Annotated in this window: 35 protein-coding genes; 6 read left to right on the top strand and 29 right to left on the bottom strand. The window is 61.6% G+C overall.

What is annotated here, in order from left to right; genetic code table 11:
• The first annotated feature begins 241 nt into the window (after window positions 1-241).
• A complete protein-coding gene (locus KSAC_RS04495; protein ID WP_132304449.1) occupies window positions 242-445 on the top strand; it encodes a hypothetical protein in 204 nt (67 codons plus the stop codon).
• Between the two features lie 53 nt (window positions 446-498).
• The gene (locus KSAC_RS04490) at window positions 499-1,140 is read left to right on the top strand and encodes a hypothetical protein (protein ID WP_132304447.1); all 642 of its coding nucleotides are present in this window, start codon (window positions 499-501) and stop codon (window positions 1,138-1,140) included.
• Between the two features lie 136 nt (window positions 1,141-1,276).
• Here KSAC_RS04490 and KSAC_RS04485 read toward each other — a convergent pair whose 3' ends face one another.
• Window positions 1,277-2,098, bottom strand: coding sequence for a hypothetical protein (locus KSAC_RS04485; RefSeq protein ID WP_132304445.1), 822 nt, complete (start codon window positions 2,096-2,098; stop codon window positions 1,277-1,279).
• Window positions 2,099-2,235: 137 nt separating this feature from the next.
• Here KSAC_RS04485 and KSAC_RS04480 point away from each other — a divergent pair, with 137 nt between their 5' ends.
• The 4 genes from KSAC_RS04480 to KSAC_RS04465 all read left to right on the top strand — a co-directional run bounded on the left by KSAC_RS04480 (window position 2,236) and on the right by KSAC_RS04465 (window position 3,777).
• Window positions 2,236-2,514, top strand: coding sequence for a BrnT family toxin (locus tag KSAC_RS04480; protein WP_132304443.1), 279 nt, complete (start codon window positions 2,236-2,238; stop codon window positions 2,512-2,514).
• Window positions 2,502-2,843, top strand: coding sequence for a helix-turn-helix domain-containing protein (locus KSAC_RS04475; protein ID WP_132304441.1), 342 nt, complete (start codon window positions 2,502-2,504; stop codon window positions 2,841-2,843). Before KSAC_RS04480 ends, KSAC_RS04475 begins: the two co-directional genes overlap by 13 nt.
• A gap of 113 nt (window positions 2,844-2,956) precedes the next feature.
• A complete protein-coding gene (locus KSAC_RS04470; protein ID WP_132304439.1) occupies window positions 2,957-3,193 on the top strand; it encodes a helix-turn-helix domain-containing protein in 237 nt (78 codons plus the stop codon).
• Between the two features lie 29 nt (window positions 3,194-3,222).
• Window positions 3,223-3,777 (top strand): TRADD-N-associated membrane domain-containing protein, encoded by a 555-nt coding sequence (locus KSAC_RS04465; protein ID WP_132304437.1) that lies wholly within the window; start codon window positions 3,223-3,225, stop codon window positions 3,775-3,777.
• A gap of 160 nt (window positions 3,778-3,937) precedes the next feature.
• Here KSAC_RS04465 and KSAC_RS04460 read toward each other — a convergent pair whose 3' ends face one another.
• The 28 genes from KSAC_RS04460 to gpW form a co-directional block, all read right to left on the bottom strand.
• Window positions 3,938-4,567, bottom strand: a complete 630-nt coding sequence (locus KSAC_RS04460) for a hypothetical protein (protein WP_132304435.1) — start codon at window positions 4,565-4,567, stop codon at window positions 3,938-3,940.
• Between the two features lie 371 nt (window positions 4,568-4,938).
• Window positions 4,939-5,265 carry a hypothetical protein gene (locus KSAC_RS04455; RefSeq protein WP_243705312.1) on the bottom strand — a complete coding sequence of 109 codons (327 nt, stop codon included), beginning with the start codon at window positions 5,263-5,265 and terminating at the stop codon, window positions 4,939-4,941.
• A 464-nt stretch (window positions 5,266-5,729) separates the two neighbouring features.
• Window positions 5,730-6,056, bottom strand: a complete 327-nt coding sequence (locus tag KSAC_RS04450) for a hypothetical protein (protein ID WP_243705311.1) — start codon at window positions 6,054-6,056, stop codon at window positions 5,730-5,732.
• Between the two features lie 75 nt (window positions 6,057-6,131).
• Window positions 6,132-6,470, bottom strand: coding sequence for a hypothetical protein (locus KSAC_RS04445; protein ID WP_132304429.1), 339 nt, complete (start codon window positions 6,468-6,470; stop codon window positions 6,132-6,134).
• 1 nt (window position 6,471) lies between these two features.
• A complete protein-coding gene (locus tag KSAC_RS04440; protein WP_132304427.1) occupies window positions 6,472-6,966 on the bottom strand; it encodes a hypothetical protein in 495 nt (164 codons plus the stop codon).
• Window positions 6,963-7,271, bottom strand: a complete 309-nt coding sequence (locus KSAC_RS04435; RefSeq protein ID WP_243705310.1) for a hypothetical protein — start codon at window positions 7,269-7,271, stop codon at window positions 6,963-6,965. Before KSAC_RS04435 ends, KSAC_RS04440 begins: the two co-directional genes overlap by 4 nt.
• 64 nt (window positions 7,272-7,335) lie before the next feature.
• Entirely contained in the window at window positions 7,336-7,650 is a 315-nt protein-coding gene (locus tag KSAC_RS04430; RefSeq protein ID WP_132304423.1) for a hypothetical protein, read from the bottom strand.
• An 11-nt stretch (window positions 7,651-7,661) separates the two neighbouring features.
• Window positions 7,662-9,053, bottom strand: coding sequence for a hypothetical protein (locus tag KSAC_RS17500; protein WP_243705309.1), 1,392 nt, complete (start codon window positions 9,051-9,053; stop codon window positions 7,662-7,664).
• A gap of 9 nt (window positions 9,054-9,062) precedes the next feature.
• A complete protein-coding gene (locus KSAC_RS04420; protein ID WP_243705308.1) occupies window positions 9,063-9,653 on the bottom strand; it encodes a YmfQ family protein in 591 nt (196 codons plus the stop codon).
• Between the two features lie 3 nt (window positions 9,654-9,656).
• A complete protein-coding gene (locus KSAC_RS04415) occupies window positions 9,657-10,772 on the bottom strand; it encodes a baseplate J/gp47 family protein (protein WP_132304421.1) in 1,116 nt (371 codons plus the stop codon).
• 1 nt (window position 10,773) lies between these two features.
• On the bottom strand, window positions 10,774-11,274 hold the full coding sequence (locus KSAC_RS04410; RefSeq protein ID WP_132304419.1) for a phage GP46 family protein: 501 nt from the start codon (window positions 11,272-11,274) through the stop codon (window positions 10,774-10,776).
• A gap of 15 nt (window positions 11,275-11,289) precedes the next feature.
• Window positions 11,290-11,796, bottom strand: a complete 507-nt coding sequence (locus KSAC_RS04405) for a phage baseplate assembly protein domain-containing protein (RefSeq protein ID WP_132304417.1) — start codon at window positions 11,794-11,796, stop codon at window positions 11,290-11,292.
• Entirely contained in the window at window positions 11,793-13,013 is a 1,221-nt protein-coding gene (locus tag KSAC_RS04400) for a phage baseplate assembly protein (protein WP_132304415.1), read from the bottom strand. The genes KSAC_RS04405 and KSAC_RS04400 overlap by 4 nt, the downstream gene beginning before the upstream one ends.
• Window positions 13,010-14,308: a DNA circularization protein gene (locus KSAC_RS04395; protein ID WP_132304413.1), complete on the bottom strand. Its 1,299-nt coding sequence runs from the start codon at window positions 14,306-14,308 to the stop codon at window positions 13,010-13,012. Before KSAC_RS04395 ends, KSAC_RS04400 begins: the two co-directional genes overlap by 4 nt.
• A 1-nt stretch (window position 14,309) precedes the next feature.
• Window positions 14,310-16,535, bottom strand: a complete 2,226-nt coding sequence (locus KSAC_RS04390; RefSeq protein WP_132304411.1) for a transglycosylase SLT domain-containing protein — start codon at window positions 16,533-16,535, stop codon at window positions 14,310-14,312.
• A gap of 129 nt (window positions 16,536-16,664) precedes the next feature.
• Window positions 16,665-17,342: a phage tail assembly protein gene (locus tag KSAC_RS04385; RefSeq protein ID WP_132304409.1), complete on the bottom strand. Its 678-nt coding sequence runs from the start codon at window positions 17,340-17,342 to the stop codon at window positions 16,665-16,667.
• On the bottom strand, window positions 17,339-17,722 hold the full coding sequence (locus KSAC_RS04380) for a phage tail tube protein (RefSeq protein ID WP_132304407.1): 384 nt from the start codon (window positions 17,720-17,722) through the stop codon (window positions 17,339-17,341). The genes KSAC_RS04385 and KSAC_RS04380 overlap by 4 nt, the downstream gene beginning before the upstream one ends.
• Before the next feature lie 9 nt (window positions 17,723-17,731).
• Window positions 17,732-19,219 carry a phage tail sheath subtilisin-like domain-containing protein gene (locus KSAC_RS04375; protein WP_132304405.1) on the bottom strand — a complete coding sequence of 496 codons (1,488 nt, stop codon included), beginning with the start codon at window positions 19,217-19,219 and terminating at the stop codon, window positions 17,732-17,734.
• Window positions 19,216-19,455 carry a DUF2635 domain-containing protein gene (locus KSAC_RS04370; RefSeq protein WP_132304403.1) on the bottom strand — a complete coding sequence of 80 codons (240 nt, stop codon included), beginning with the start codon at window positions 19,453-19,455 and terminating at the stop codon, window positions 19,216-19,218. The genes KSAC_RS04375 and KSAC_RS04370 overlap by 4 nt, the downstream gene beginning before the upstream one ends.
• Before the next feature lie 17 nt (window positions 19,456-19,472).
• The gene (locus tag KSAC_RS04365) at window positions 19,473-19,985 is read right to left on the bottom strand and encodes a hypothetical protein (RefSeq protein ID WP_132304401.1); all 513 of its coding nucleotides are present in this window, start codon (window positions 19,983-19,985) and stop codon (window positions 19,473-19,475) included.
• Window positions 19,982-20,326, bottom strand: coding sequence for a head-tail joining protein (locus KSAC_RS04360; protein ID WP_132304399.1), 345 nt, complete (start codon window positions 20,324-20,326; stop codon window positions 19,982-19,984). Before KSAC_RS04360 ends, KSAC_RS04365 begins: the two co-directional genes overlap by 4 nt.
• On the bottom strand, window positions 20,323-20,607 hold the full coding sequence (locus tag KSAC_RS04355) for a hypothetical protein (RefSeq protein WP_132304397.1): 285 nt from the start codon (window positions 20,605-20,607) through the stop codon (window positions 20,323-20,325). Before KSAC_RS04355 ends, KSAC_RS04360 begins: the two co-directional genes overlap by 4 nt.
• A gap of 9 nt (window positions 20,608-20,616) precedes the next feature.
• Window positions 20,617-21,726, bottom strand: coding sequence for a major capsid protein (locus tag KSAC_RS04350; protein WP_207918770.1), 1,110 nt, complete (start codon window positions 21,724-21,726; stop codon window positions 20,617-20,619).
• Between the two features lie 16 nt (window positions 21,727-21,742).
• Window positions 21,743-22,141, bottom strand: coding sequence for a head decoration protein (locus KSAC_RS04345; protein ID WP_132304395.1), 399 nt, complete (start codon window positions 22,139-22,141; stop codon window positions 21,743-21,745).
• 17 nt (window positions 22,142-22,158) lie between these two features.
• A complete protein-coding gene (locus KSAC_RS04340) occupies window positions 22,159-22,707 on the bottom strand; it encodes a hypothetical protein (protein WP_132304393.1) in 549 nt (182 codons plus the stop codon).
• Between the two features lie 35 nt (window positions 22,708-22,742).
• The gene (locus KSAC_RS04335; protein WP_132304391.1) at window positions 22,743-23,594 is read right to left on the bottom strand and encodes a S49 family peptidase; all 852 of its coding nucleotides are present in this window, start codon (window positions 23,592-23,594) and stop codon (window positions 22,743-22,745) included.
• A complete protein-coding gene (locus KSAC_RS04330; RefSeq protein WP_207918768.1) occupies window positions 23,591-25,321 on the bottom strand; it encodes a phage portal protein in 1,731 nt (576 codons plus the stop codon). Before KSAC_RS04330 ends, KSAC_RS04335 begins: the two co-directional genes overlap by 4 nt.
• Window positions 25,321-25,620, bottom strand: a complete 300-nt coding sequence (gpW, locus tag KSAC_RS04325; RefSeq protein ID WP_243705307.1) for a gpW family protein — start codon at window positions 25,618-25,620, stop codon at window positions 25,321-25,323. Before gpW ends, KSAC_RS04330 begins: the two co-directional genes overlap by 1 nt.
• Between the last annotated feature and the right edge of the window lie 13 nt (window positions 25,621-25,633).

Below are 25,633 nucleotides of genomic sequence, written 5' to 3'. Positions count from 1 at the left end.
TAAAAAGATATATCAATAGGTTGTTGTATATATTGGAATTCGTATATCTAATATTACATTTAAGAAGATAGATGCATTCTTCGGTTTTTGGTTAAAAACGCCCTTATCGGGGCTGGCGTTTTGGAACTAGACAACCTATGTATCCGTTGTAGACGTTAGATGTCTCCATCATAGCTGGGCAGCTAGAAAGTGGCGTGAGGCCGCGGTAGTTACCCAAGCTTTTTGAGGTAAGGATTGGCTCATGAAGAGTGAGTGCCGCGCGCTCTCCGAGCGCTTTGCTGAGCTGCCAGTGGGAAAACTGCTGGACGTGAAGTTCTTTATCAAGAACACAGGTGAAGCGACTCCAGACATGGTTTTGGAAGAAATTCATCTTCTTCTCGATGCTCGTGAAAAAGGTTGTAGCGCCCCGCTTAGTTTCGGTGATGCTACTATCGTTAGCAACTAACTCTAACCTATTTTGACAACAGGAAGCCCTCGGAAGGGGGCTTTTTTTGTGCGGTGAATATGCTTGTTTCTATTGACGATATAAAGCGGCTTTTTGCTGAAATTGAAATATTTCGACAGGACATTGAAGCGGTTGGCGGAAACCCCAACCAGACGCCCGTATCAGTCGAAGATATGCGGATAGTTGCCTCTCGGCGATTGGGCATTTCGATTAAATCTGAAGATGTGGATTATCTCGGTGATTATCTACACAGTACTGTTGCTCGCGGCACGGTTTCCGCAATTATATTAATTCGATCTGGGCTGCCTGATCGTTTGAAGCGGGCGGCTTTTGTAAAGGAACTGTGTCACCTTTTGTTTGATCCGGAAGATACTCGGACTACAGATGTTGATAATACAGTGACATGTTTGCTTGAACATAGGCAGCTTGAAGTGGCTGATGGAACGGGTGCAGTTCCACCAAAGAATAAGATCGTTTTTGTCGAAGAAATAGCATCGCTTAGTATGCTTGAATTGCTTTATCCGAGACATTGCCGAGTGGCAGATCGTTTATTGTTGGATCAAGGAAAAACTAGTTACAGAAAAGTAGCTATGCAGCTCGAAATTCCAGAATGGATGGCATGGGAGCCGCATACCAAGCGATATAAAGCGCTTGATGAGTATCGAGATCTAGCTGAAACAGATATGGCCAAGTGAGCGAGACTTTTAATCTGACTGTTACGTTGTAAAATGTTTGCAAATTAAAGGAATGATGCAATTTTGACCATCAGGGCTCATACTTGCTGCCCGTAAAAGGTCTATGGGCAGTACACATAGTTGTTATTTGCCGTAGTCACAGGTTGTGCCCCCCTAGATAAGCATCATTCGCCGCGACCAGCGCGGCCCAGTCGTCACCAGCCGGATACAGGCCGCCGGGTGCGTGCAGTTGCCCCCACGCCAGCCCGTGCGCCTCCATGATGCGGGATCTGACCCAGCGCCATGTGGCCTTCTGCCTGCTGCCCCATGTCAACAGCGTGACCAGATCGGTGTCGGCCGTGCCCGCATAATCCCAAAGCAGCAGGCAGTGACCGCCCGCGCTGCCCGGCGTCGGGTCGCCATGGTCGGCCGGGCTGTCCGTGTCCCACACGGGCGGCAGGTTGCCGTCCTGATCTTCCCACATGTCTGCCGTAGCAAGCTGAACGCCCAGATAGGCGGCAGATAGGCCCGCGGTGATGTTGCGGATCCCGTTCAGGTCTTCCGGATCAGCGCTGCCCCAGACCGGGAACAGCGTCTGGTCTGCCAGCGCATAGCCGTCGCGTAGGGCGGTTGTCAGTACGTCCACCTCCACGCCGCCATTATCCGTTGCCGGATTGCCGGGCACGTAGCCGGTGGAGCGGGAATAGAACTGCACGGCGGCAGACGTGGTGACGGCAATCTGGAAGCCAGCCAGCGCCGCCGTGGCGCGCAGGTGATTGCCGATGCCCACGCTGGTGCAGTCCCCCAGCACGTCATTGCCCAGCATCAGCGGCGCAGGGTTGATACCGTTGCGGTCCAGCCGGGCAGGGGCCTGACGCGCGCAGAATCCGCGCATGGCGGATAAATGGGGCTGATTGGGACGGCGTTCTGCCGGACGGCAACCCAGCTTGCGGATCTGCGCAAGTTTGCAATTTGTCATGCTGGTTCCAACAAAAAAAGGCGGCTCCGAAGAGCCGCCTTGTGGTTGTGCAATATGATTGATTGTTCTAATCATAAATACGCTGTTAGCGTATTATTTTCCTTGCGAACGATACGCTTTCAGCGTATAAAATGCCCATGACGACAACACACCACGCCTTTGACTGGCACGATGAAAAAAGCGCAGCGTGCCTCTCCACCCGTGGTTTCGATTTCGTTTACGCTGCCCGCATTTTTCTTGGGGAAGTGATCGAACGCGAAGACACCCGCAAGGATTATGGTGAGACACGGATTCAGGCAGTCGGGATGATCGAAGGGTCCCGTTACATGGTCGTTTACACACGGCGCGGTGATGTTACGTGGATCATTTCCGCGCGCCGCATGCACGACAAGGAGTGGAAGAAATGGCAAGGATGACATTGAGCCAGATCGCCCAGCACGGCGGAACCATCGACTGGGACAAGGTGAACGCTACCACGGAAGCTGATATCGACCGTCAGGCCCGTGAGGATGGCACGGATGACACAAGCCATCTGTCTGCCCCATACCCGACACCTGCAACGGTGCGGAAAGCCCTGCATATGACCCAGAAACAGATCGCGGATCTGACCGGCATACCTGTGGCGACATGGCGCAATTGGGAACAGGGGCGTGTAGGGTTGGATCCGGCCGTGCAGGCGCTGCTGCGTATTCTCGGTCGGGAACCGGATGCAGCGCGTCGGGCGCTGGATGTGGCGGCAGAATAGCGCGGACGCTACATTCCTTTCATTCATCCGCGGACTCTGGCAGTGAATTCGTATATGGCAGGCAAAACTGGGAAGCTATTGCCCGTTCTGAAGCCATCCCACCGGATTATCGCGTGACCTATATGGCCGATGAGACCCGACGTATGGTGCTGGATGGGGTCTCACCCATCACCATCAGGCGCATGCGACGGAAGCTGACCCAGGGCGATTTGGTGATCGGAGCAGGAAACAGCAAAAGTTATCTGTTGGAGATTGAGAGCGGTAAAAATATAGGAAGCACCGTTTCGTTGTTAAATGTTGCAAGTGCGCTTAATTTGCAAGTCGTAAGATATATATTTTTTAAACAATAATATAAAACTATTTTATAGGATTTATTTTTATGCATCTATTTTTGTTGATATGCGAAATTTTAGGAGCAACGATAATAGTCGTTGCGGGCGCATTCTATGAAGCAAAAGCTATTGATCGATGGGCCAGAAAAGATGTTGCTGAAGAAATAAAATTATATAAGGAGTTAATAAAGAAATACGAAGATGGAACCGTCTCTCCGATAGAAACTCGGCTCTCAAGAGAGTACTACAAAACTGCATTGCGGACTGCAAATGTATCTTTTGTAGCAAGTTTATTATTTTCTACGATAGGATTTGCATTTATTTTGTCATCTATATACGGTTTTTCTACAGGCGGTTATAATAATATATCAAAAATGATAGCTGGTATTGTAACGAATTCGGTATCGGCTATGTTTTTTGTTCAATCAAACCGTGCTCAACAACGCATGTCAGATTTTTTTGATAAACTCAGATCTGACAGAAAAGGAATAGATGCGGCAACGCTTCTAAAAACAATAGGAGATGAAAATTTAAGAGATAAGGTAAAATCTCAAGTTATACTTAGTTACTGCGGAGTAAGCGAGACAGAGAATAAGAATTAATTTATTTTATACGTTGACCTTGTGATCTCCAAATCTATGTTCTTATCTCGTAATTTTTGACATATTATAGAACTATGTAATTTTATTGGAATAATCACCAAGAGGCCGATGAGGACGACAACGCCGCCCGCACCGACCATGATACCCTGCTCGAAGGGCGTCATGCTCTCACACCCAGTACCCTGAGCGCCTGCTGTACCTGTGTCGGGGCCGGGGCCGGACTGGAGGCAGACAGGCGCGTCCCGGCATTGCGCGGCACGTCCACGCTATCCAGGAGGGCCTTGAAGGCCGACACGATGGTCGACAGCGCGTTAAGGGCCGTGTTGGCGTCGGACAGGTCGCTGCTGGACACCTTGGCTGAAACCCCCGTGATTGCGGCGCTCAGGTCGCTTTCAACCGTGGTCAGGGCGGACAGGACACTGTCCACCCGGCTTTTCCAGTCCGTATCATCATAGGAGATGGTCAGCGTAGACCCGGCGGCGGCAGAAAAGCTGTTCAGGGCAGTGGACAGGGCGGTGTCGGCCAGAGTGATGATGCCCACGGTGGACGCACCGATGCCGCTGGCTACCGCGCCGATGCTCAGGACAGTCGTGACGGCATTGAGGCCCGCCTGACCGTAATCCTTGATCTCGGCCACGTTGATGGTGACGGTGGTGACGTTGCCGATCCTGCTGACCGTGCAGGCGGGCAGGGTGGCCACTGTGGCGATAGCGGCTGCCGACATCAGCCCGATGCCGAGGAAACGGCGGCGGCCGCCATCAACGGCCATGAGGTTTACACGCTGGGTCATGGGCTATTTTTCCAGTCTGGATACGAAAATAGTCCACCAGCCCCATAATGCCGCAGGAAACCGGCATTTTCGCATGGTGACTGGTGGACCAGCTTTCAGTTTTCGGGAGATGGGACATCCGGTGGCCGGTTTACAGATCGGCGCGTTCCGGTTGACGGATCAGACACAATGGGACTGTTGGGCAGTAGGCGTGATTTTAAAAATAGTTCTAATTGCGCAAAGGTCAGCTACGGACTTATCACGCCTGCACGATGGTCCTGTTCGTGTCCCGATTACTCTGGCTGCCGTCGGGGGGTATGGGGCAATCCGTGCGGCAGGATCATCGGGCGCAGACAGGTGCCGTTCTGATCATCAGCACCTGTCTGCGCCGATCAGCGAACGGGCTGACCAGGCACGGCCGGATGCGGCGCTTCGACCTTGGCGGCCGCAGCCACGACGGCGGGTGCCGCCGCTGCGGGTTTCGTGGCAATCGCGGTTTTCAGGTCCGTGACACCGGTCAGGATCCTGGTCAGCGCCGCATCGATGCCGGACAGGTCGAGATTCGGCGCGGCCTTCTCGACAATGACCGGGATCAGGGTCTGCAGCAGGTTGCCCGCAAGCGCAATGTCGGCCTGCGCGGTGGCGGTGTCCTTCCTGCCCAGTGCGGTCTCGACCAGCGTTTCAAGGGCGGGAATGGCTGTGGTGCTGTCGGTGGCCATGTCTGGCGTCTCCAAATGAAAAAACCGCCTCGGGGGCGGTTCGGGAAGCGGGATGGTGGGAAGGGTTTCGTTCAGTCAGCCACGCGGGGAAGCGCGCGCCGGGGGCTTGTTTTCCAGTCTGGATATGAAAATAGTCCACCAGCCCCATAATGCCGCAGGAAACCGGCATTTTTACATGGTGGCTGGTGGACCAGCTTTCAGTTTTCGGAAGGCGGGGCGTCCGGTTCACGGATCGGCGCGATATGAACCGTAAGGATAACCGAATGGTGAACTATAAAATTTGTTCTAGTTGCAAGCGGGTGTCGTCATCGTTACGCATTCAGGCTGATGGTGCTGCAGGCAGTACGAACATTGCAGCCGTTTTCCCAGGGGCAGGGGAAACCGTGTGCAGTTCCATCAATCAGGCGTAGGCTGCTGTCGTTCTGATCATCAGCAGCAGCCTACGTCATTGCTTCATGACATGTTCAGCGAACGGGCTGACCAGGCACGGTCGGGTGCGGCGCTTCGACCTTGACGGCCGCAGCCACGACGGCGGGTGCCGCCGCTGCGGGTTTCGTGGCAATCGCGGTTTTCAGGTCCGTGACGCCGGTCAGGATCTTGGTCAGCGCCGCATCGATGCCGGACAGGTCGAGATTCGGCGCGGCCTTCTCGACAATGACCGGGATCAGGGTCTGCAGCAGGTTGCCAGCAAGCGCGATGTCGGCCTGCGCGGTGGCGGTGTCCTTCCTGCCCAGCGCGGTCTCGACCAGCGTTTCAAGGGCAGGAATGGCGGTGGTGCTGTCGGTGGCCATGTCTGGAGTCTCCAAATGAAAAAACCGCCTTGGGGGCGGTTCGGGAATCGGGATGGTGGAAAGGGTTTCGTTCAGTCAGCCGCGCGGGGAAGCGCGCGCCGGGGGCTTGCCGGGACGGGTCGATCCGGGCGCGACATCCAGTTTCTGTTCGACTTCCTGCCGGGGCACCTTCGCCGGTACCATCGCGGCTTTCCGGCCGGGCTGGTAGGCGGGCAGGTTCCAGCCGCGCGCCTGCGCGATGGCCGTGACCGCGGTCCAGACCAGCACCCAGCGCGATGAGGGGTCAGGCGGCCGCCAGAAACGCGCGATCAGGGCGCAGGTGGAAATCAGGAAAGACACGATGACGACGATGTCCCCGGCATACTGCGCCGGAAGCATCGACAGGACATCCTGCACGATTGATGTGGGGTCCATGTCAGGCCTCGATGGCTTGCCGGAACAGGGCGACATGCTGCGGATCCGCAGCGCCCGCGCCCAGCGATGTGTTGTAGATCCGTTTCCACAGGCCACACATGCCCGCCGCATCACTGGCGGCGGGTAGGGGATCGGGGGCACGGTAGTATTTCAGCCGCGCCATCGCGCAGGCGTAGAAGGCGTTGCCTGTCATCTGCCCGGATGCCGGGGGCCAGTTGCCGCGCATGGAAAGCAGGGCGGTCACGACCCCGTTCATCCGGCCGCCGGGCAGGAAGGTGTTCCAGATGTCATCATGGGTGAAGGGTTCCATCTGCCACAGCCCCAGCGCGGGGCCGCCACCGTCCTGCACCAGCCTGCGGCAGCCGCTTTCCACCAGCGCGGTGCCCGCCAGCAGGTTGACTGCGGCAGCGCCGTCCATGCCGATCCGGGCGAGGGCAGGGGCGATCACGCGGACCTTGAGATCGGACAGGTCCAGCCCGGTCCCGGTCGCATTCATGGATGGCCACCGTGCAGGAAATGGCCGAACCAGTCGCAGAAGGGCGGATAGGCGAACAGGGCGGCCGTCACGGTGCCGATGACGGTGATCAGACCCACGATGGCCGCACCGATCGCCTTGACGGCCTTCATGCCCCCGATCAGCTGACCCATGCACGCGCGCATTTCGGTCGACAGGGTCCGGACCTCCCCACGCAGTGCCCGCAGGTCGGTCTCTGTTGATTCGACCTTGGTCTCGACACGGACCAGCCGATCGCGCAACTGGGGGTCTTCACCGAACCCCAGCACTCTCCACAAAATGAACATCAGGTTTCCAGGCATAAAAAAACCGCCTCACAGGCGGTCGGGCAGGCACAGGCTGTCGGGCAGGTCAGGACGCTGTGGTCGTGCCCGTCGTAGTGGTGGTTGTCGTCGAGGCGGTAGCGGCAGGGGGTGTGTAGATGCTGCCCACAGGATAGGCCTGGTCCGCATCCAGCGCGTAGGCGAAGCCATCGGGAACCGCAATGCCGGTCAGCCCGGTCAGGAGTTGCGTGCCCACGACGTAGCCCGCCGCCTGCGCCGTGACGGGGTCTGGCGTCACGGTCTTGCCGTCCGGTCCAGTATAAGACGCGGGTTGGACGGTTTTGGCGACGGTGCGGTACAGAATGTAGTTCTGGTATGCGGAAGCCGTGGAAGTGGTGGTCATTTTTCTTTCCCTTATGCGGGGCCAATGGCGATGACGGAAATGGTTACCGGCTGGGTTGAGGGAATGGCGGTGCCTGTATTGCCACCGGAACTGGACAGATGAGGAGTGAATCCGGTTTTGGTGATGGTCCCCTTGAAAACGTTTGCGGACACGGATTCACCCAGCCCATTCTGTGCCTCGCTGGACGTAATCACGACCGAACTGGGCACGTCGCTAAATGCGATGGGAAAATCGACAACATCTTCGTCATACGAAGTCGTGGTAAATGACAGCGTGCGGACCCCGTCGATGACATAGGTGTCGTAACTACCTGCGGCATGCTGTGCAGAACTTGGTGCATATCTGTAGCTGCCCGTGCTGTCCTGGACGTTCAGGTAATGGTCTTCGCCGGTAACCAGATTGACTATCTGGTTGTAGTTGTCTGCTGGTGACGTTTTAACGATGGAGGTGGAAAAGCCAGGGCCACTGACCCACAGGACACCGGTACTTATATACCAGTTCATGAGGGTTACTGGTGAGTTCGTTCCATCGCTGGACGCATTGGTGCCGACCTTTGCCGCCAGGGCAGTAGAAAATCCGCTGTTGATATCGGCCTGACTGGCGATCGTCGCCGTCAGGTTGGTCTGGAGCGTCGCCACATCGGTGAAGTTGGCAATGCCGTTATACACGGTGTCGCCATTGGCGTCGTTGTACACGACGATCGCGTGTCCGCTGGCCTGAAAGTAAAAGCCCAGTATCTGATAATCGCTGGCACTTTTGCCATAGGTGCCGGAAACGCAGTCACTGACATCTGCGGTCAGTGTCGCCACCTGATCGGCGCGCGTCGCACTTTCGCCTGCCAGACTGGACTGGAGGGCGACCACTTCCGGTTCGGTCGCGATATCTATGATGGTTATGGCACCCGTCGGGTTCTGGTAGGTGAAAGCAGGTCGCTGCGTTGACCGCTGGTACCACAGCCCGAAACCCGGAAGGTCGTTCGCAAGACCATCAATACTGGCCCCATAATCACCGGACAGAAGCGTTCCCTGATCCGCACCGCCGATGGCGACACGCACAAGCCCCCCATAGGTCGTATCCTGACCCAGAGCGATCTTGTCCGTGGTCTGGTTCGGTCCGCCGCCCTGCTGGACCGGAGTGAAGACGGTGCCTCCGTAGGGACTGGCAATCATTTTCTGGATGGCGGCCGAGAGCTGGCCCCAGTTGGTGCGGTCTAGCGTGAGGCCGGCATCAATGATGACCTGCACCATCTCGGCTACGGTCATATTGTAATGCGATGCCGGGAAATCGGTGGCAGGAACGCTGGATGCCGGATCCCCGTCAGTTGCCCAGCCCGGCGTACCGGTGGCCGGCATCGTGTCGCGTGAGGCCTGGACAACGGTGCCCGTGCCGATGATCAGTTCCATCGGTTGTCCTTAGCTGTAGTTGAAAATGAGGATGGTATGCGCAGGCTTGCGGGCGTTCAGCTCGCATTCCAGCACCGCATTGCTCCAGGTCGCCCACGGGTTCCCAAAGGACTGGCCGAATTTCAGGCGGTTTATGGTCAGCTGCGGGCAGTTGATCTGCCAGGTGTAGGCCCAGGCATCGCCGCCGAAGGGCGTGCCGAATTTGCGGCGGAACCGCGAGGGCGCGAACTGGGTGATGGTAATGTCGTACCCAAGCGTCCTGGCGAACGCGATAAAGTAATCGACCGATGCGCCGCCGTTATCCGTCAGTCGCGCCACCACCTGTGCACGACGCAGTTCCACGGTCGGGCTTTCGCCCGCGCAGGGATCCGGCAGCCCCAGCGTGGCCTCCCATTCCGGCAGCAGGTTGACCGTGGTGGAGGGGAAGGCATCATCAATCAGGTCACCGGCGGACTGCGCGCTGCGCTGGAACGATGGTGCCCACACGCCTGCCATCTGGTAGGGCATGCCGTCCGGGTCGCGTGACCAGATACGCCCGCGCGGCAGCAGGTTAAGGAGCGCGGTGCGGAAATCCGCCACCGAGTATTCTGGTGCTGCCATGGGTCACGCCGCGAAGCTGATGGTGCCGAGGGTCGGCATGGTGCCGGCATTGGCGCCCGTTACCGGCCCGGTAGGGGACTGGACCTCGAAGCTGGCCAGGCCGATCGTGCCGATCGCCTCCTCCCAGTCGTTCGGGTTGATGGTGCCGCCGGGGGAAGAAAGACGGACGAACATGTCCGTCAGGGCATCCGTGATCAGTTTCTGGTTGGCCGTTGTATTGCCGGTGCCCAGATCCGTGATCACGAAATCTGTGGGCTGTGCGATGGGGGCGCAGACGATGACCAGCGCCGTGACCGGCTGACTGGGCTGGATGGTGTTGGCCACCGTCAGCTGGTCGCCGGTCGCAGTGGTGTAGCGATCGTCCCCCGTGGCCGCGCCATTCGTGCCGTTGGGGAAACCTCCACTGGTCGCATTGGCTTCATCCAGCATGACGTAGACAACCACGGTGCCGGCACCCGCGCCATTGCCGACCACCCACGCCCGGGTAACGCCCGGAACGGATTCGGCCCAGCCGACATAATCGTCGGCTTTCCCGTCCTGCCCCTGCGCCTGGTAGGCGTCCATGACCCGGGTGCGGAAATCGGTATCGTCTTCAATGTCCGCGCCGCTGACGGTGATGTCGGTGACCGTGCCGGTGGTCTGGATGCCCGGCACCGGGCTGGACAGGGTGACGATCGTGCCCAGCGTGACGTTGCCCGCCGTGCCCGTGCTGCTGGCCGTCCAGTTGACGGTGGTGACGTCATTATCCGTGACGCTGTCAGCCGATGCCGTAGCCAGCAGGCCACCCTGCAGGGCAAGCTGCGTGCCCGCCGGGATGATATCCGTTCCGGTCGCGGTGAAGGTGGCCGTGCCGCTGGCGGCTGTGGCTCCCTTGCGGTAGACGCCCTTGAGCGCGCCCCATGCGGCCAGATAGGCCCCCGTGGCGGTCCAGGGCACGGACTGCTTCGCCACCCAGTCGATATAGCCGTAATGCAGCCATGACATCCCCGCCAGAACCATGGACAGCACGTAGATGACCGAGAAGCGCAGCACCGCGGTCACACCGGGGATGCCGCCGCTTATGACATCCTGCAGGGCCTGCTGGCGCAGTTGCGACAGGGTTGGACGTGGATAGGCCATTTCAGGTCAGACCCTCCCAGGCCCATGAGAACTTGAACACCTGGGGCGTGCTGTTGCCCGGTTCGGTGATGGTGATGGAGAATTCGGCCATGGTCCGCACGGTGGGGTTCCACCATGCCGAGATGTCGACCGAGGCCGCGACACCGTCATCGACCAGCCATTGCAGCGCCTCGGTGCAGATGTCCTCGATCTCGCGCGGGATGGCCCGCGTGCCGACCTTGACCGCGCGCCGCAACTGCCACAGGCGGGAGCCAATCGGCAGATCCGCAAACGCATCCCCCCACCAGCCGCGCCGGTCGGCCGTGGCCGCTCCCGTAGGGCCGCTGGGGGACTGGATGCCAACCGCCGTGTCATCGGATGATGGCTGGGTTGGTGCCACGCGATCGGTAAACAGGGAGACGAGGACGGCCGAGCGCAGGGAATTGTCCAGTGCCAGGTCACCGGACACGATGGGCCAGTCGCCACGCGCCGCGCGGACGTTCCAGACAATTTTGATATCCATGAGGTCTGCCTGTTTCTAGCTGGCCACGGGCGGCCCGGAATTACCGCTACCCGGTTCCACACCGTTGTGGGGATGACTGGACAGCTTGATACCCTGCGCCTCGACTTCATTGCCGGTTATGGTGCCGCTGGCGGTCAGATCACCCGTGACCGCAGTCTTGCCGTTGGCCGGTGCGATCGAGATTGACCCATCCGCCCTGAGCCAGATCCGGCTGCCGGTGGACGGATGGAACAGGCAGACCTCACCGGGTTGCAGGTCTTTCGGCCTACCGCGCTGGTCACCCGTGGCGATGACCACGCCCCGGCTGCGGTCGCCGCCGATGAAGACGACGATTACGTCAGACCCCGGAACCGGCCTGCTGGCCAGCCCGTATTCCTGCACGATCGGCAGATCCGACTTTATCTCGCCTGCAGCGAGGGCGGCCTGCACGGTGGGGGTGTTGGGGGCTTCGTTCGTATCGGCCAGTTGCCGACCGATACCCAGTGCCATCATCACGCGGCGCGCGCTGCGCAGTACGGTCATGGTGTGCTGTTCTCCAGCGGGGGCAGTGCTTCTGTCTGGACGGATCCGTCCACACTTCTCTGGGCACTGCTCATGATCTGCAGGAACCTGTCTGCCAGCACCGGGTTAAGCAGGGGTTCGGGCGAGAAGGCAGCGGGCGGCATGAGAACGACATCGGCATGCGTGCCATCCTCGACCGTCTGGCGCAGGGTCAGTTCCCCGATCAGCAGGTCCGACACCGTGCCGTCCCGCGCGGTGACAGGTGCGAGCGTGTTGGGCAGCCAGAGCTGTCCGGCCGCATCACGCCAGCTGTCGGTCGTCAACGTGACGGGATAGGCGCGACCGATGCGGCGGTTGACTTCCCACTGCACGCGCTGGCGGGTGACTATGTAGTCCCGGTCCCCGTTTTCAACCGGGATGAACATGTTGCGCGTTCGTGGCACGCCAGGGTCGGTAGCCTCCACGCCTACGGTCAGCACGCCCATCTGGCTGGCCAGCGCATTGACGTTCGGGTCGGTGTATAACGACACTGTATCCTGACAGATGGCCGTGACCCTGGAATACCGGCCGCCAAGGCTGCGCACGGTCTGGATGCGTTCGACGTTCCTGCCCACGGCAAACCCGCTGGCAGAGCGGGCCGTGCCCACGGCCGACATGCAGATATTGCCGTCGGGCCGGTCGTAGAACAGCACGGCAGCGAGGCGGGATATGCGCTCGATCACCTCATAGGCGGTTTCTGTCAGGATGACGGAAAAGGCGAGGATGTCGGTATCGCCCGCGCCATTGACGGAAATCACGTCAATATTAACGCGACTGGCGACAGCCTTGGCGATCGCCAGCACGTTGGTACTGTTCATCTGGAACGTGCTGAACTCGGCGGCGCATTCCACCAGATCGACGGATTTCGAGGCGATCTGTACCTCGATCATGTGGTCTTCCGGTCCAAGGTCATCCACCACGGTTATGACGTAGCCGGTGAACACGAGGTCGGTCCCGATATAGACTTGGCAGGTATCGCCCGGATTGATGGTGTTGACCCCAACAGCGGCCGCGCGCGCGGCCGTCATGCCCAGCGCCGCCGTCCATGGCATGATTTCGATGCCCAGCCGCAGTACGGCGGATGTCCAGTTGGTGATCTGGCGTGATGTGCCGCCTGTGGTGACCACGATCGAGACCTGATCCGACGGGGTGCTGTTCCACCCCAGAAAGTCGGATATGGCGGTAAGCGCACCACTCATGATGACAGGGCCTCGAACTCGGTTGGCATGAAAGCGGGATGAATGGGGTCCGCGCGCCGGATCAGGTCGGGTGCGCGGGATCCGTCGGCATAGAGCTGCTGCGCCAGTACCAGCGCGGGCAGGGCGGCGTTACGGGTGACGGTGATCATATCCGGCAGCCGTGCGCCCCGGTCCGCCAGATCCTGCAGCACCTGGGCACGCAGCGAGCGCAGGGCCTGAAAGCTGGCGTCATTGCCGTTGTCCGCCGCCGTGATGGCTTCATCATCGAGCAGCGCGCCGACCTTGAGCCGCATGGCCTGCGCATCTTCGGACGATGAGGGCTGCCAGTCCCCGCAGGCGCGGGCCAGCGACAGCAGGGCTGCCTGCCGGCACAGCGTTGCGGTGGCGGTCTGAGCCGTTGCAATGGCACCGCCGATCGGGGCGCTGGATGCGATGACCGTTGCATCGCAGGACACAAGTGGGGTCAGGACCGCGATCTGCCCCGCCGGATCGGCAATGGCGCTGCGGACTGATTCGGGCACGGCAAGGATGGCCGTGGCGAGTGTGGTCGCATCCGCCGCACCCGCAAGGGTGGCGACATTGGCGCTGACCACCTGTTCGCTGGTGGTCAGGCCATCCAGCACGCTGGTTTCGGTTGCGGCGGGGTCAACGGTAGCTCCGTTACCCCCTACATACCGGCCCAGGTTGCCCGGCAGCACGCCAAGGGCGGCGGAGAAGGCGGTGGGGGAACGGATGGCCGCGACTGCACCTGCGCCCCAGCTGCTGGCCATGTTCCGCCCTGCATTGAGGACAGATCGGCCGTAGGCATAGGGGGTAAGGGTGCCGGTGGTGTAATCGGATGAAGCGGCCGTGCCGAAAGCGGCGGCAGCCACACCGATGGCGGCATCGAGCGCAAGGGTAATGAGGGAACCGAGCCAGTCCCGGCTTTCCACCAGTTCCATCTCGATATCGACAACGCCCATGACCCCGTCGCGCTCATACCAGTCAAAGCGCATGAGGGCGCACTGCCTGGCCCCGATGCTGGGGTGAACCAGAGTGCCAACGCCTTCCGCTTCCGCAGCCATGGCCAGCAGGTCACGCTGCGCCAGGCATTCGGGGCCGATCAGGAAGGCGCGGATGCGGTAGGTGCGCGGTGCCCGTCCCAGATCCTCGGCCCAGGGCTGGTTACGGAAAGGGTAACGGTGGATCTGGAAGTTGCGCCCGTTACCGCCGCCGCTGCCCATTACCGAGAACGGGATGCCACGAAACGACCCCTGCAGATATTCTTCTGCAAGGGTTGTAAGCGTGCCGGACATGTCAGTTTCCTATGGAGGTGAGGGCGGACGGCATGGCCTGCTGGACAGGCGTGCGGTTGACGACACGGGTGCCTGGAGAGGCGCTGGTGACACGCGCACGTGTTCCACGCTCGGCTTCCAGCTTGACCGTCATGGTATGGTCTGTGCCACCGTTCCTGTCTGGCGTTGCCGAGCCTCCTGCAGCCGTGCCGGGCGGCACGGTCATGGGCGGTGCTGCCATATCGCGGCGCATGCCTGCGATGGAAACGACATAATCCCGCGTTTCTTTCGGCAGGTCAGACAGGTCGTGCGACCGGGCGAACTGTCGCACGGCCGCGCTGTTGGGGCCGGCGTTATAGGAGGCGTCTGCCACGGCGTAATCGCCATGTGCCTGATCCAGCATCTGCCGGTAATAGCGTGCGCCGGCATCAAGGTTCCTGCGCCAGTCGTAACCGGGGGCATTCACCGAATCTGCCACGCCCAGCGATCGCGCCGTTGCAGGCATGAGCTGGGCCGGGCCGAAAGCCCCTGCGCCCGACACGTTGCTGTATCCACCGTGTTCCGCCCGAAGCAGGGCGAGGTAATGCGCCTGATCCAGACCGTAACGGCGGGCTGCATCGGCGCCAGCCGCCTGCACGGGGGCGGCCAGCTGGGGACGCCTGTAGCCGGTCATGCGATCAGCATAATCGGCGTACCAGTCCAGTCCCTGCCGGGCATATCTGCCAAGGGTGCTGACACCGGAGGATACGCCACTTTCAGCGGCACTGGCCATGGAGGCCAGTTTCCTGCCGACCCAGCTATTGGCGACGAAGTCGATAGCGGACGTCATCTTGTCCACGATCGGGGAAATAAACCCCCACGCCGAAGAAAACGCCGTCTTGATTCCGTCCCACAGGGATGAGAAGAATTTCCCCAGCCCATCCCAGTGATTGATGATCGCTGCAGGTATGGGAAACAGTGTTTCCGTAATGGTGCGCAGATAGCCGGTATTGTTCTGGAACGCCCCCTTGAGACCGCCCCACATGTCGGAAAACCGCTTGCTGATGCCGCTCCAGTGAGACCACAGCCCGTACCCGGCGGCCCCGAGCGCGCCGACAGCAGCGATCGCGGCTGCCACCGGCAGGCTGATGGCCGCAAGCGACGTGCCGATGGTAACGGCCGCCGTGGCGATGGATGCAAGGCCGGACAGGACCGGCAGGGCATACAACGCGGCGATGGCAACCAGAGCATCACGTCCGGCAGATTTCCAACCACCCAGACGGTCAACCACGTTTGTAATGGCTTGATGGACGCCCGTGATGTCACCCTTAATGCGGTTCCATCCACCAGCGCGGAGCCATGTCACGAACTGCCGGACATATTCTCCTATGTCCTGCGCAATCCATTTGCGGTTCGCGTCGATCAGCCCGGTGATGAACTCGGTAAGCTGCTGGACGCCGGGGGCGGCGGCTTCTGAAATGCTGTTCCCGAAATCCTCAACCGATTCACCAAGTGCGACCTGTGACCGGCGCAGGCTGTAAGCCGCTTCCACCATGGCTGGCGTCATATGGCTGTAACGCCTCGCCTGATTGAGTGTCTGTTCCCATTCCTTATCGGTCTGCTGGAAGATCGGGATCAGGCCCTGCGCGGCTCCCCCAAAGCGTTCCGTGGCGGCGATGGCCTGCGCTGTAGGATTGCGTATCCCGCGTATGCGGGAGGCGACAGTTTCAAACAGCTTATCAATGGGCTGGGTGCGTACATCCTCGGGCGAAATCTGCAGCGCCCGGAAGCGGGCAGCAGCGGCTGGATCCTGATTGTTAACGGCCGCCCATCGTTCCCGTGATAGCTGCTGGAGGGCAGCCCCCATGGATTCGGCGGACCCTCCCGCCAGTTTGGCGGCGTTCTGCATGGCCTGCAGTTTCTGCGGGGCCATGCCCATGGTGCGCGATGTGGTGCGCAGGTCCGTGCCGACCTGTGCCCAGGCGCTGGCAAGGCGGTACACGCCCGCCACGCTGGCGGCCCCGGTCAGCGTGCCCAGCACAGGGATGATCTGGCCCAGCGACCGAAATGCCCCTACCGCAGACCGGCCTACGGCAACAATGCCGTTATTCAGTCGGGACAGGCCCGACAGGCTGGCAAAGCGACCGAAAGCAGCCTGTACGCGGCGGACTGGGGCCTGCATGCGCGCGATGCGGGTATTGATCCGCTCAATGGTCTGACTGGCACGGTCGGCCGCGCTGATGACAACCTTAACGCCTGCGTTGGGCACGTTCGGCCTCCCGTTTCTGTTCTGCCGCGATCTGGTTGGCTGTCTCGATCGCGTCGGCCATTTCCGTGCCGGTCAGCGTTTCCACGTCATGGCGCGACCAGCCGGTGAAGAACCGACACAGATCCGCGCCTAGCCGTTGCCAGTTGCCGGGCCAGAAAGAAAAAAACCGGTCAGATAATCCGCAGCCCGGGCGAATTTGCTGATCGGCATCTTGAGAACGGCAGCCCTGGGCCATCCGCTGACTGCCTCCACCAGGGCGATTTCTGCCTGCAGGAAGGCTTCCGGGGTGCCCCTGGATTCCGCCGCCTTCATGATCCGACGTTCGCGCACCGTCGGCTCACGCAGCGTCATGTCGCTGAATGTGCGGCCGGTAGCCTCGATCGGATCGGGGAAAGTTAAAGAGAAGGACGGGGATGTATCCGGTTCTTCATCGGGCTTGCGCCGCGCATTCTCCTCGAACCCCGTGACGAACACGACGGCGCGGTCGAGGATCGTGGTGGCCAGTTCGATGATGGCCCGTTCCGGCACGCCGGAGATGCGCGCCACCAGACCGATCTGGGAATTGTAGACAGATTCCGGCGTGATCTGCCGCCCCATCGCCTGCGCCGCGCACAGGACATGGTACACGTTGGGTTCGTGCAGGCGCAGTTCCTCGAACGTCCCTGTCTTTTTCACCTCAAGCGGCGGGTTCAGGTCGATGACGAGGGTGTCGTCCCCATCATCTTCCTGTTCATCTTCTGACCCGGCCGGGATTACGATGGCGAGGACTTCCTCGTCGGTGGGCTGGGTATGGCGGCGATGGCTCACGAGACGGTATCCTCGGTCACGGTGCCACTTTCGACATGCAGTTCGAAAGTGCCTTCCTGTGTGTTGATGTTGATGTTTTCAGTCTGCCAGCCATCAACGGCCGTAATGACCTTGCCATTGGCCTGCACCAGCACGACGGTCAGGCCAGAGGCCCCCTGCAGGCTGCTGACGGCGAAGTCGCGCCGGTCACGGCAGGTGGCCTGAATGAAGCCCTGACCGGGCATCTGGGTGAAGCCCTCGACGGCGGACTGGCCCTTGGAGGTCTCATTGACCGGGCCAGAGGCCTGCCACTGGCCTTCGCCCACGACATTGAACACGATGCCATTGACGGTGAGGGTCGCGGTGCCGCCAAGCGGCCCGCGATAGACGGTTCCGGACATGGCGGCTCCTTATGATTTCACGAACTGGCAGTTGCCAGCGATGACCCACAGCTGGTTGGCGAAATCATAGGGCATGAGCAGGAAGACCTGCCCGCCACCCTGATTCTGCGACTGCAGGCTGGCGGCGAATGTAGCGGCGTTCTGCGCCCACAGTTGCGAACACTGCCAGTTGTAGCGGGCGGCGCAGGCTTTGCCGATCAGCTGCGCCGTGGTGGCCTTCGCACCCGCCGGGATCTTCGTCCCATCGGCCACGAGGATGAAGCCTGCGAACATGGAAGCCAGATAGATCCGCATGTCCTGCAGGCAGATCATGGCGGTCATCAGCGTCTCGATGTCGAGATAGCTGTCATCAGGCACGCCTTCGGCGTTTTCCTGATAGGTGGTGACCAGGCGCTCGATGTTGACCGTGCCGCTGTCGTCCACCGTGAAAGTGCTGATGCCGTCGTGCAGCAGGCTGTTGCGCTGATCCAGCGTGAAGCGTCCGGCATCCGTGGGCGGCATGACCGTCAGGGCGACGCCCGTGATCGGCAGGGCCGGGTTGGTGCGAATGCTGGCTGCGACCAGTGCCCCGACCTGCGCCGCCCAGACCATCGGGCTGGACGGACTGTCGGACACGGGCATGACCGTGGTGTGCGGATCGTTCTGGGTCAGGCCGAACGTGGTGGCCTCCCCATACGTGCCCCGGTAGGCGGTGATGCCGTGGCCATACAGCTGGTTCATCGGTGCCCAGCGGCCATCGGTGTTGTTGAACAGCGTCTTGAACGCCGTCAGGCTGGCCGTGTCGGTGTAGGGATGGATGAACAGGTCATAGACACGGTCACCCAGCGTGGCCAGCGCGGTGGCCAGGGTGGTCGGGTTCTGCGTGCCGCCCGACATCTGGGTCAGCGTGACCGACACGCCCGTCGGCAGGGACTGCCCGCCAGCGGTGCCCAGCAGGTCCACGCCCAGCGCGATGTCATTGCCGCACAGGCCCTTGTTCAGCGCCGTGACATTGATCTGCCCTGCCGTGGTGGCGTCCACTGCCAGCGAGACGGGCAGGCCGGTGACGGCGGCAGCGGCGGTGATGACATTCTCGGCAATGGTTGCGGCCGTGTCGCCCGCCGTGACCAGCGTGGGGATCAGCTGGTCGCCCACATACAGGCACAGCGTGCCCGATGCGGATGCCGGGCCTGCGATGGCGAACGAGCCTCTGGCCGCGACGGCCGCAGCATCATCGGCCAGCGGGAGCACCCAGACCTCGCCCAGCGGGTCGAGGGCGAAATACTTTGCCACCATGATCGCGGCCTGCGATCCAACGCCATACAGCCCCTGCGCATCGCTGATCCCGGCGGACAGACGTGCCGTGCCCGCAAGGGCCGCGCCGGTTGTGGTCTGGGCGATGATCAGGACACGGCGGCCATAGGACGCGGTATTCGCCCTGGAATTGTCCAGGGCAAAATAAAAGCCGGGCACCCGGTTGTTGGTCGGGTAACCCGGCACCGTGATGGAGCCGCTCATGCGTGGGCCTCGGCAGGTTCATGGATGGCCGCCGCGTCACCGGACAGGTGCGTGGGCGAAGGAGAGGGCGAAACAGGCGCGGCCGATGCTGCGGGCGGCGTGGCCTGCACCACATCACCGTTATGCAGGCACAGCAGCCAGAAGCCCGTTTCGGGCACGGTTTCACCCTGCGCCTTGAGCAGGCGCATCGTGCCGGGCCACCGCACTGAGCGACCCGGGGCGGGTTTTACAAACATGATGGAGGGCCTCGGTTTTAGGAGGTGGGGGTCTGCATACCGGCGAAATCAGCATTGCCGTTCGCGGTCATGGTGCCGGTGATTTCGGTGAGCGGGGTGCCGGGGGGCGGATAGGTCTCGATGTATTCGAGGCCGAAATGCATGTTGACCTCACCCGTATGTTCGGCAGTCTTGCTGTTGATTTCGACTTCCGTCTCGATTTCCGTGACCTGCGTAAGCATAGCTTGCAGTCCGGCATCGAGCATGATTGCCAGTTCGATCTGTTCCGCGAAGGCCTCGACTTCCACCTCGGCATTTTCGGGTGACGTGTGGCAGAGACGTGCATGCACGTACAGATGCGAGACACGGGTGAACTGCGGCTGGGCGCGACCGGCACTGACCCCATTGTCACGCGGGCAGGATATGATGATGGCGGGCAGCATGGCTGGCGTCATGGGCAGGCTGCGGTCGATAAAGACGTTTTTCACGCCACTGATGCCCGCCAGCGCTGTTGCGGCGGCCTGTTTCAGTTCCACGCGGTAGAGGGTCATGGGCTGCTGTTCACCAGGTTCAGGTCGAGCCGTGCGCCGCCGTGGCTGTCCGGCTGGACCTCACGGATGGCGTATGTCAGGCCGTTGATGACGAAGGTGTCACCCTGGACGGGCGGCACGGGAAAATCCGACAGCCGGACCCCAAGACGGGGCAGGCTGGTCGTTATGTCCGTGGGCGCCATGCCCGGGATGGTGCCCATGGGGTCCAGCGCCTCGTAACCATCATCGAATATGGCGGTGATGGTTACGGGATTGGCCAGAGACTGGGACTTCCAGGCATAGGGCGCGCCAAACGTGTCGAGACACGGCCCCAGGACAAGCTGGCCGAAGTCTATGCTCACGTGGGCGGCGCTTCTTTCACGAGTGCTGGGGCGACCGGCATGGATGCAGCCACCTGTTCGGGAGGTGGTTCGCCCGGGCCGTTGGGCGAGATGGTTGCGACGTGCGCCGCTGCCGCCGTGCCGGGATAGGCCGCGAAACCACGGGCGACAAGCATGGCGGCTTCCTCTGCCGACACGGCGATGGTCGCACCGGCAGGCGAGGGACGCTTCCCCGGCTGGGTGTAGACGGGGCGGCGCAGGATGATTTCCCGCGTGGTTACGGGTGTTGCCTTGTCAGTCATTGTCTACCTTCAGATTGCGGGGCCGGACACGTCGGCACCGGCAGCCATGACGGTTGCGCTCAGCACGGCGTTTGCCCGCGACGGGATGACCAGCGGGGCCGACTGCATGAGCAGGTTGACCTGCGCCGGGTTCTTCTCGATCCACATCTTGGGCGCGTAGGGCATGGGCATGTAGCTGAACTCGGGATCAGCGATCAGGCCGAAGACCTGCGTGCCGTCCAGCTGGGGCGATGTCATGAGGACGGTGCCGTCCGGGATCATAGGCTGTTCGATGCCGGTGGCGGGATCGACAAACCAGTCATTGAACAGCCAGAGGCGGTACTGCCCCCAATGTCCCTTGAACACGCCGCCGCTCTCGATCTGGGAGCCAAGCTGGATTTCGGCTCCGCCTGCGCGGGGATCCCACAGCACGGAATTCAGCACGCCCACATCTGCCTTGAACGCATTCCATGGGCTGGTCGTGAAAATGAGGTCACGCGGGGTGGCCCCGCTTTTCTGCATGAAGGCGGATGCCCATCCATCAATCGAGGCGGACGGAGATACGCCGGTCTGGCCCCATTGTGCGGCACCCGACAGGGCGAAGGTCAGCGCGCTGTCGCGTCCGAAATCAATCTCGACGGCAGGAAAGCCTTCACCCGAGACCGTGTAGGAACCGCTGACCAATGCCTGGGCCGCCATCCATTCCATGCGCCGCTTGATCATGTCGACCTGGTCCGCGATCTCATAGGCGAGATTGAACTCCAGGCGTTCGGCGGGGGTCATGCCGCCCATGAGACGTTCGCCATACTGACGACGCACGGGGCGCAGCAGGTCAGGGTTACGCAGGTCCTTGATGTAGGCCGGGGTGAACATGTTCGTGGTGATGCGCCGTCCCTCGACCGGCTTGGCCTCGGCCGTGGGGGCGGTAAAGGGGGACATGCGGCGCACACCGATATCGATGTCCAGCGCGACCTTTTCGGTTTCGCTGACAACGATGTTCGGGAAGAAATTGTCGAGCAGGAAGGTGTCGGCCACCATCAGGTTCTCGACCGCGCCGATCAGCTGCGCCGTGTCGTATGCCGACAGCATGGCGGCAAGCGATGCCTGCGCCCCGGCCTCGGCGGAAATAGTTCCGGACATGAAGTGTTATCCCGTTTTACGCGGTGGGAGGGGCGCCGGAGACCGACGTCTTGAGGTAGATGCCGAACGGGCGCATGGCCTCGGTCAGCATGGCGACCGTCCAGCTGGCGTCATAGGTCATGTAGTTCGTGTTGAACTCGCCCATGACGTAGGCATCGCCTGTGACTGTCGCGCCAGCCGCCGTGGTGACATCATCGACCAGGATGGCGCAGGGGGTTTCGGACCCGTCCGTTGCGGTGGCGACAGACAGGATGTACTCGCCCGTCGCCGTCACCTTGCCCAGCACGGCACCCCGGATCAGGGCCTGGTTGGCGCCGATCGTGATCGGCTGGGTGACGACCTTGAGATTGCCGGCAATCAGCTGGTCGGGGACGAACGTCACCGACTGCATGCCCGGCATGAAACCGTAGGACATGGAATGGCTTCCTGTGTTCAGCGCTTGCGGTTCTTGCGCGCGTTGGCGATGGCGGCGAGGCGTGCGCCAGGCTGCTGTGCGGCATCATTGCCGCCGGCGGGCAGCGGCGGCGCGCCGGGTTCGCGCCCCATGCGTTCGCGCAGGCCTTCACGCGCGTGTGGCTGGCTTGCGGTTTTGGCGGCAGGCGGGGCTACCGCGCCCATGGTGGAGAGCAGGCGGACGGCAGCACTGCGGGGCAGGCTGGTACCGAAGGCGATTTCCGCAGCGGCGGCGGGATTGCTGGCCGCGAATGTGCTGCTGAAAATGGCGGCGCAACGTCCACGCTCGCGGGCGCGGGCGGATGCTTTTTCGCCGTCGCTTTCGTCCTCGGCATCGGTGGTGTCGTCGCCATCGGTATCCGGGTCGCCGCCGTCGTCGTCGGCCTTCTTGCCCTTTTTCTTGCCGTTTTCGTCGGTGTCGCTATCGCCGCCGCCGTTATCGGGCGTGGTGTTTGTGTCATCATCCTCGGCAGCGCTGCCGTTGAGGAATGCGAAACGGCTGACGCCTGCGCGTAGCGTGTTGCTCATGCTCGTATTGTCCCTGTCAGGAATGGTGTGGGCCATCAGCCCAGCGAGGCGATCACGTCCATCATCGCGCTGTCTGCGGACATGACGGCGTCGGCCAGACCGGCGGTAACGCCGTGCTGGCCAAGGAAGGTGGCGGCCTGTGTCGCGCGTACGGCATCGGGCGACAGGCCACGATTACGCGCCACGGTGGCGACAAACAGTTCGCCCATTTCATCAATGTCCGCCTGGAAGCGGCTGGCAGCGCCATCCGTCATGGCCGTGGTAGGGTAACTGTCCGTCTTCTGGTCACCGAACTGGAAGGTGGTGACCTTGATGCCCGCCTGGTCGAGCATGCCGGTGATATCGACATGCATGCCGACCACGCCGATCGAGCCAACGCCGCCCGTGCGGGGGACGATGATGCGATCGGCAGCCGAGGCGATGGCGTAGGCGGCGGAGTAGGCGGCTTCATCCACGATGGCCACGATCGGCTTGGTGCCGCGCGCGGCGTAAATGCGGTCCGCCGTATCGAAGCATCCCGCCACCGTGCCGCCGGGACTGTCGATGTGAAGGGCGATTGCCTTTATATCCTCATTGCCCGTGGCCTCACGCAGTGCGGCATCGATGTCGCCATACAGCGTGACCCAGTCCCACCAGGGCGAACCGCCGCAGCCGGGCATCAGGACGCCGGATATACGCATGATTCCCACGCCCGCCACGATGTCCGACAGCTGGGAGATGGGGCGGCTGTCGGTATCGTCCTGCCAGAACCCGGCGTTCAGGGTGCGGCCAAACAGGCCGATGTCGTCTGCGCCCTGCGCCAGCAGTTGACGTATGACGGCCACACGCTCGCCCGACAGGGCCAGTGGCCGACCCAGCAGGTTCTGGGTGAGTGTGAGGTGCCTCATTCAGCCTCCGGCTTGCGTTCGGTGTTTTCCGTGGCTTCCGTGCCGGTCCATTCCGGCAGCGGGATGCCCAGTTCCCTGAATGTCTCGATCTCAAGGGCGCGCTGGTGAACGTTTTCCTCCCAGTCCGCGCCTTCGTTTTCGGCGCATTCTTTTTCCAGCGTGGACAGGCCGCCATCCATGGCGAGAATGGAGCCCTGTTTTTCCGACACGGGATCGATCCAGCCGCGACCGGGCCCCATCCACTGGCAGCGGGCGTAGGCGGCGCGGGCATCAATGTAGTCGGGCGCGCCACGAGGCAGGGGCAGGTCATCGACCTCCATGGATTCCTCCATCCACGCGATGCGGATGGGAGCGGCCCAGCCGATGGAAAATTCTTCCCGCCGACGCTTGAGCGTTTTCCATGCCTCCAGCAGGGCGCCACGGGCAGAACTGTAATTCACCTTTGACCAGTCATTGCTGACCTGCATGGGGGCGAGGCCCATACCGCTGGCCACGTTGTTCAGCACGGCAGCCTGAAAATCGGCATAGTTGCTGTTGGGCCGCGCCGCCGTGACGGCGTTGATCTTTTCACCCGGGTAGAGCATCGGGATCCGCGCGCCCTGGAGCGACAGGTCCCGACCCGAATTCCATGCCAGCTGCCCGGCCCAGCGGCCGCCATCGAAGCCACCGCCGGTTGGGGAATCCAGCGCTTCCGCCGTCATCTGGTGGTCGTATGGACTTTCAATATAGGCGGCGAAAATCGCATTGACGATGGCGCTGTCCAGTTCGGTGCTGTCGTATTTGGTCAGCATCTTGAGACGCTGGACGACAGGGGCGAGCATGCCAGCACCGCCCCGGTGCTGGTCGGCACGGTGGTGTTCGAACATGTGGACCACCTGCGGGCGACCCCATGAGCTTTCGCGCTCGATGCGTTCCCATTCCACTGATTTCGCCGCGTTGTACCAGTCGCCCTGGTGGGCGCGGCGGATGTGGTAGGCAATCGGGGCTTCGGCATAGTCCAGTTCCACGCCGCCGCGCATGCGGCTCATGTCCATGAACATCTGCGGGTTGGACAGGCGGTCCGGATCAATGACCTGCACGGTCGTGGCATACTGGGCACGACCACGTGATACGCGCTCGGGCATCCACGGCAGGGTGGTCAGTGCATCGCCATCCACCAGCAGGTGCCGGAAAGACAGGTTGGCCTGCTGGCCGAATGTCAGCATGCGCTGGCTGTCATTATAGCGGCCAGGATCATTGGCCCAGGTGCGCCAGCGCGCATCGACCGCGCGCCCGAATTCCCGCGCCCATTTGGCGTCGAATGCCGGGTTGCCGGTTATGTGCGCCAGTGCGCGGTAATCGGGCTTGGATATGGGGTGGAAATTGACCCCGATGGCGTTGTCCAACGTGCGGGTGACGGCACCTGCCGCCCATCCGTCATTGCGGACCAGGTCGCGCACGCGGCTGACGATCCGGTCACGCCACGGGTTCAGTTCCGTATCGGCCGACCACAGCGGGGGCGCCCATTGCCGGGTGTGCTGCCCCCACATATCCGCCGCATCGTAGGGCACGCCATAGGGGGCATTGAGCGCGGCAGGTCTGTTCGGACCGACGGGATGTGCCTTCTGATCCGGCGTCACGCGCGGCGTTGCGGGTGCTGCAGGGCGTGCGATCTGACGCGGTCTGGCAGGGACAGACGGTGCGCGCTGACCGGACAGGGCAGCGAATGCGTCTGTCAGTTTCGTCATCAGAATATGGGCCTTAATGCACGGCGCCGGACGCCGGGGACGCCCAGCTGCTGCTGGATCTGCATGATGAACTGGGTCAGGTTGGGCAGGCTGGCCTGCGTGTAGGATACCGAGCGTGAACCATCGCCCTGCGCGTAACTGACCGAGACCACCTTGCCGCCGGTCTGGAGCTGGACTAGGGCGGCCTGTGCGGATGCAAGAGCCGCCTGCAGCTGCGCGGTGGTCATCCCCGCCAGCGTCGAGGTGTTGGGGTTATACTGGATGGGGGGAACGCCCCATGGGTTGAAGCGGTTCATCATGGCGTGGCTTCCT

The organism is Komagataeibacter saccharivorans (assembly GCF_004348195.1).
Lineage (GTDB): Bacteria > Pseudomonadota > Alphaproteobacteria > Acetobacterales > Acetobacteraceae > Komagataeibacter > Komagataeibacter saccharivorans.
The sequence above is the reverse complement of the archived record's forward strand: the minus strand, read 5'-3'. Positions and strand labels throughout refer to the sequence as shown.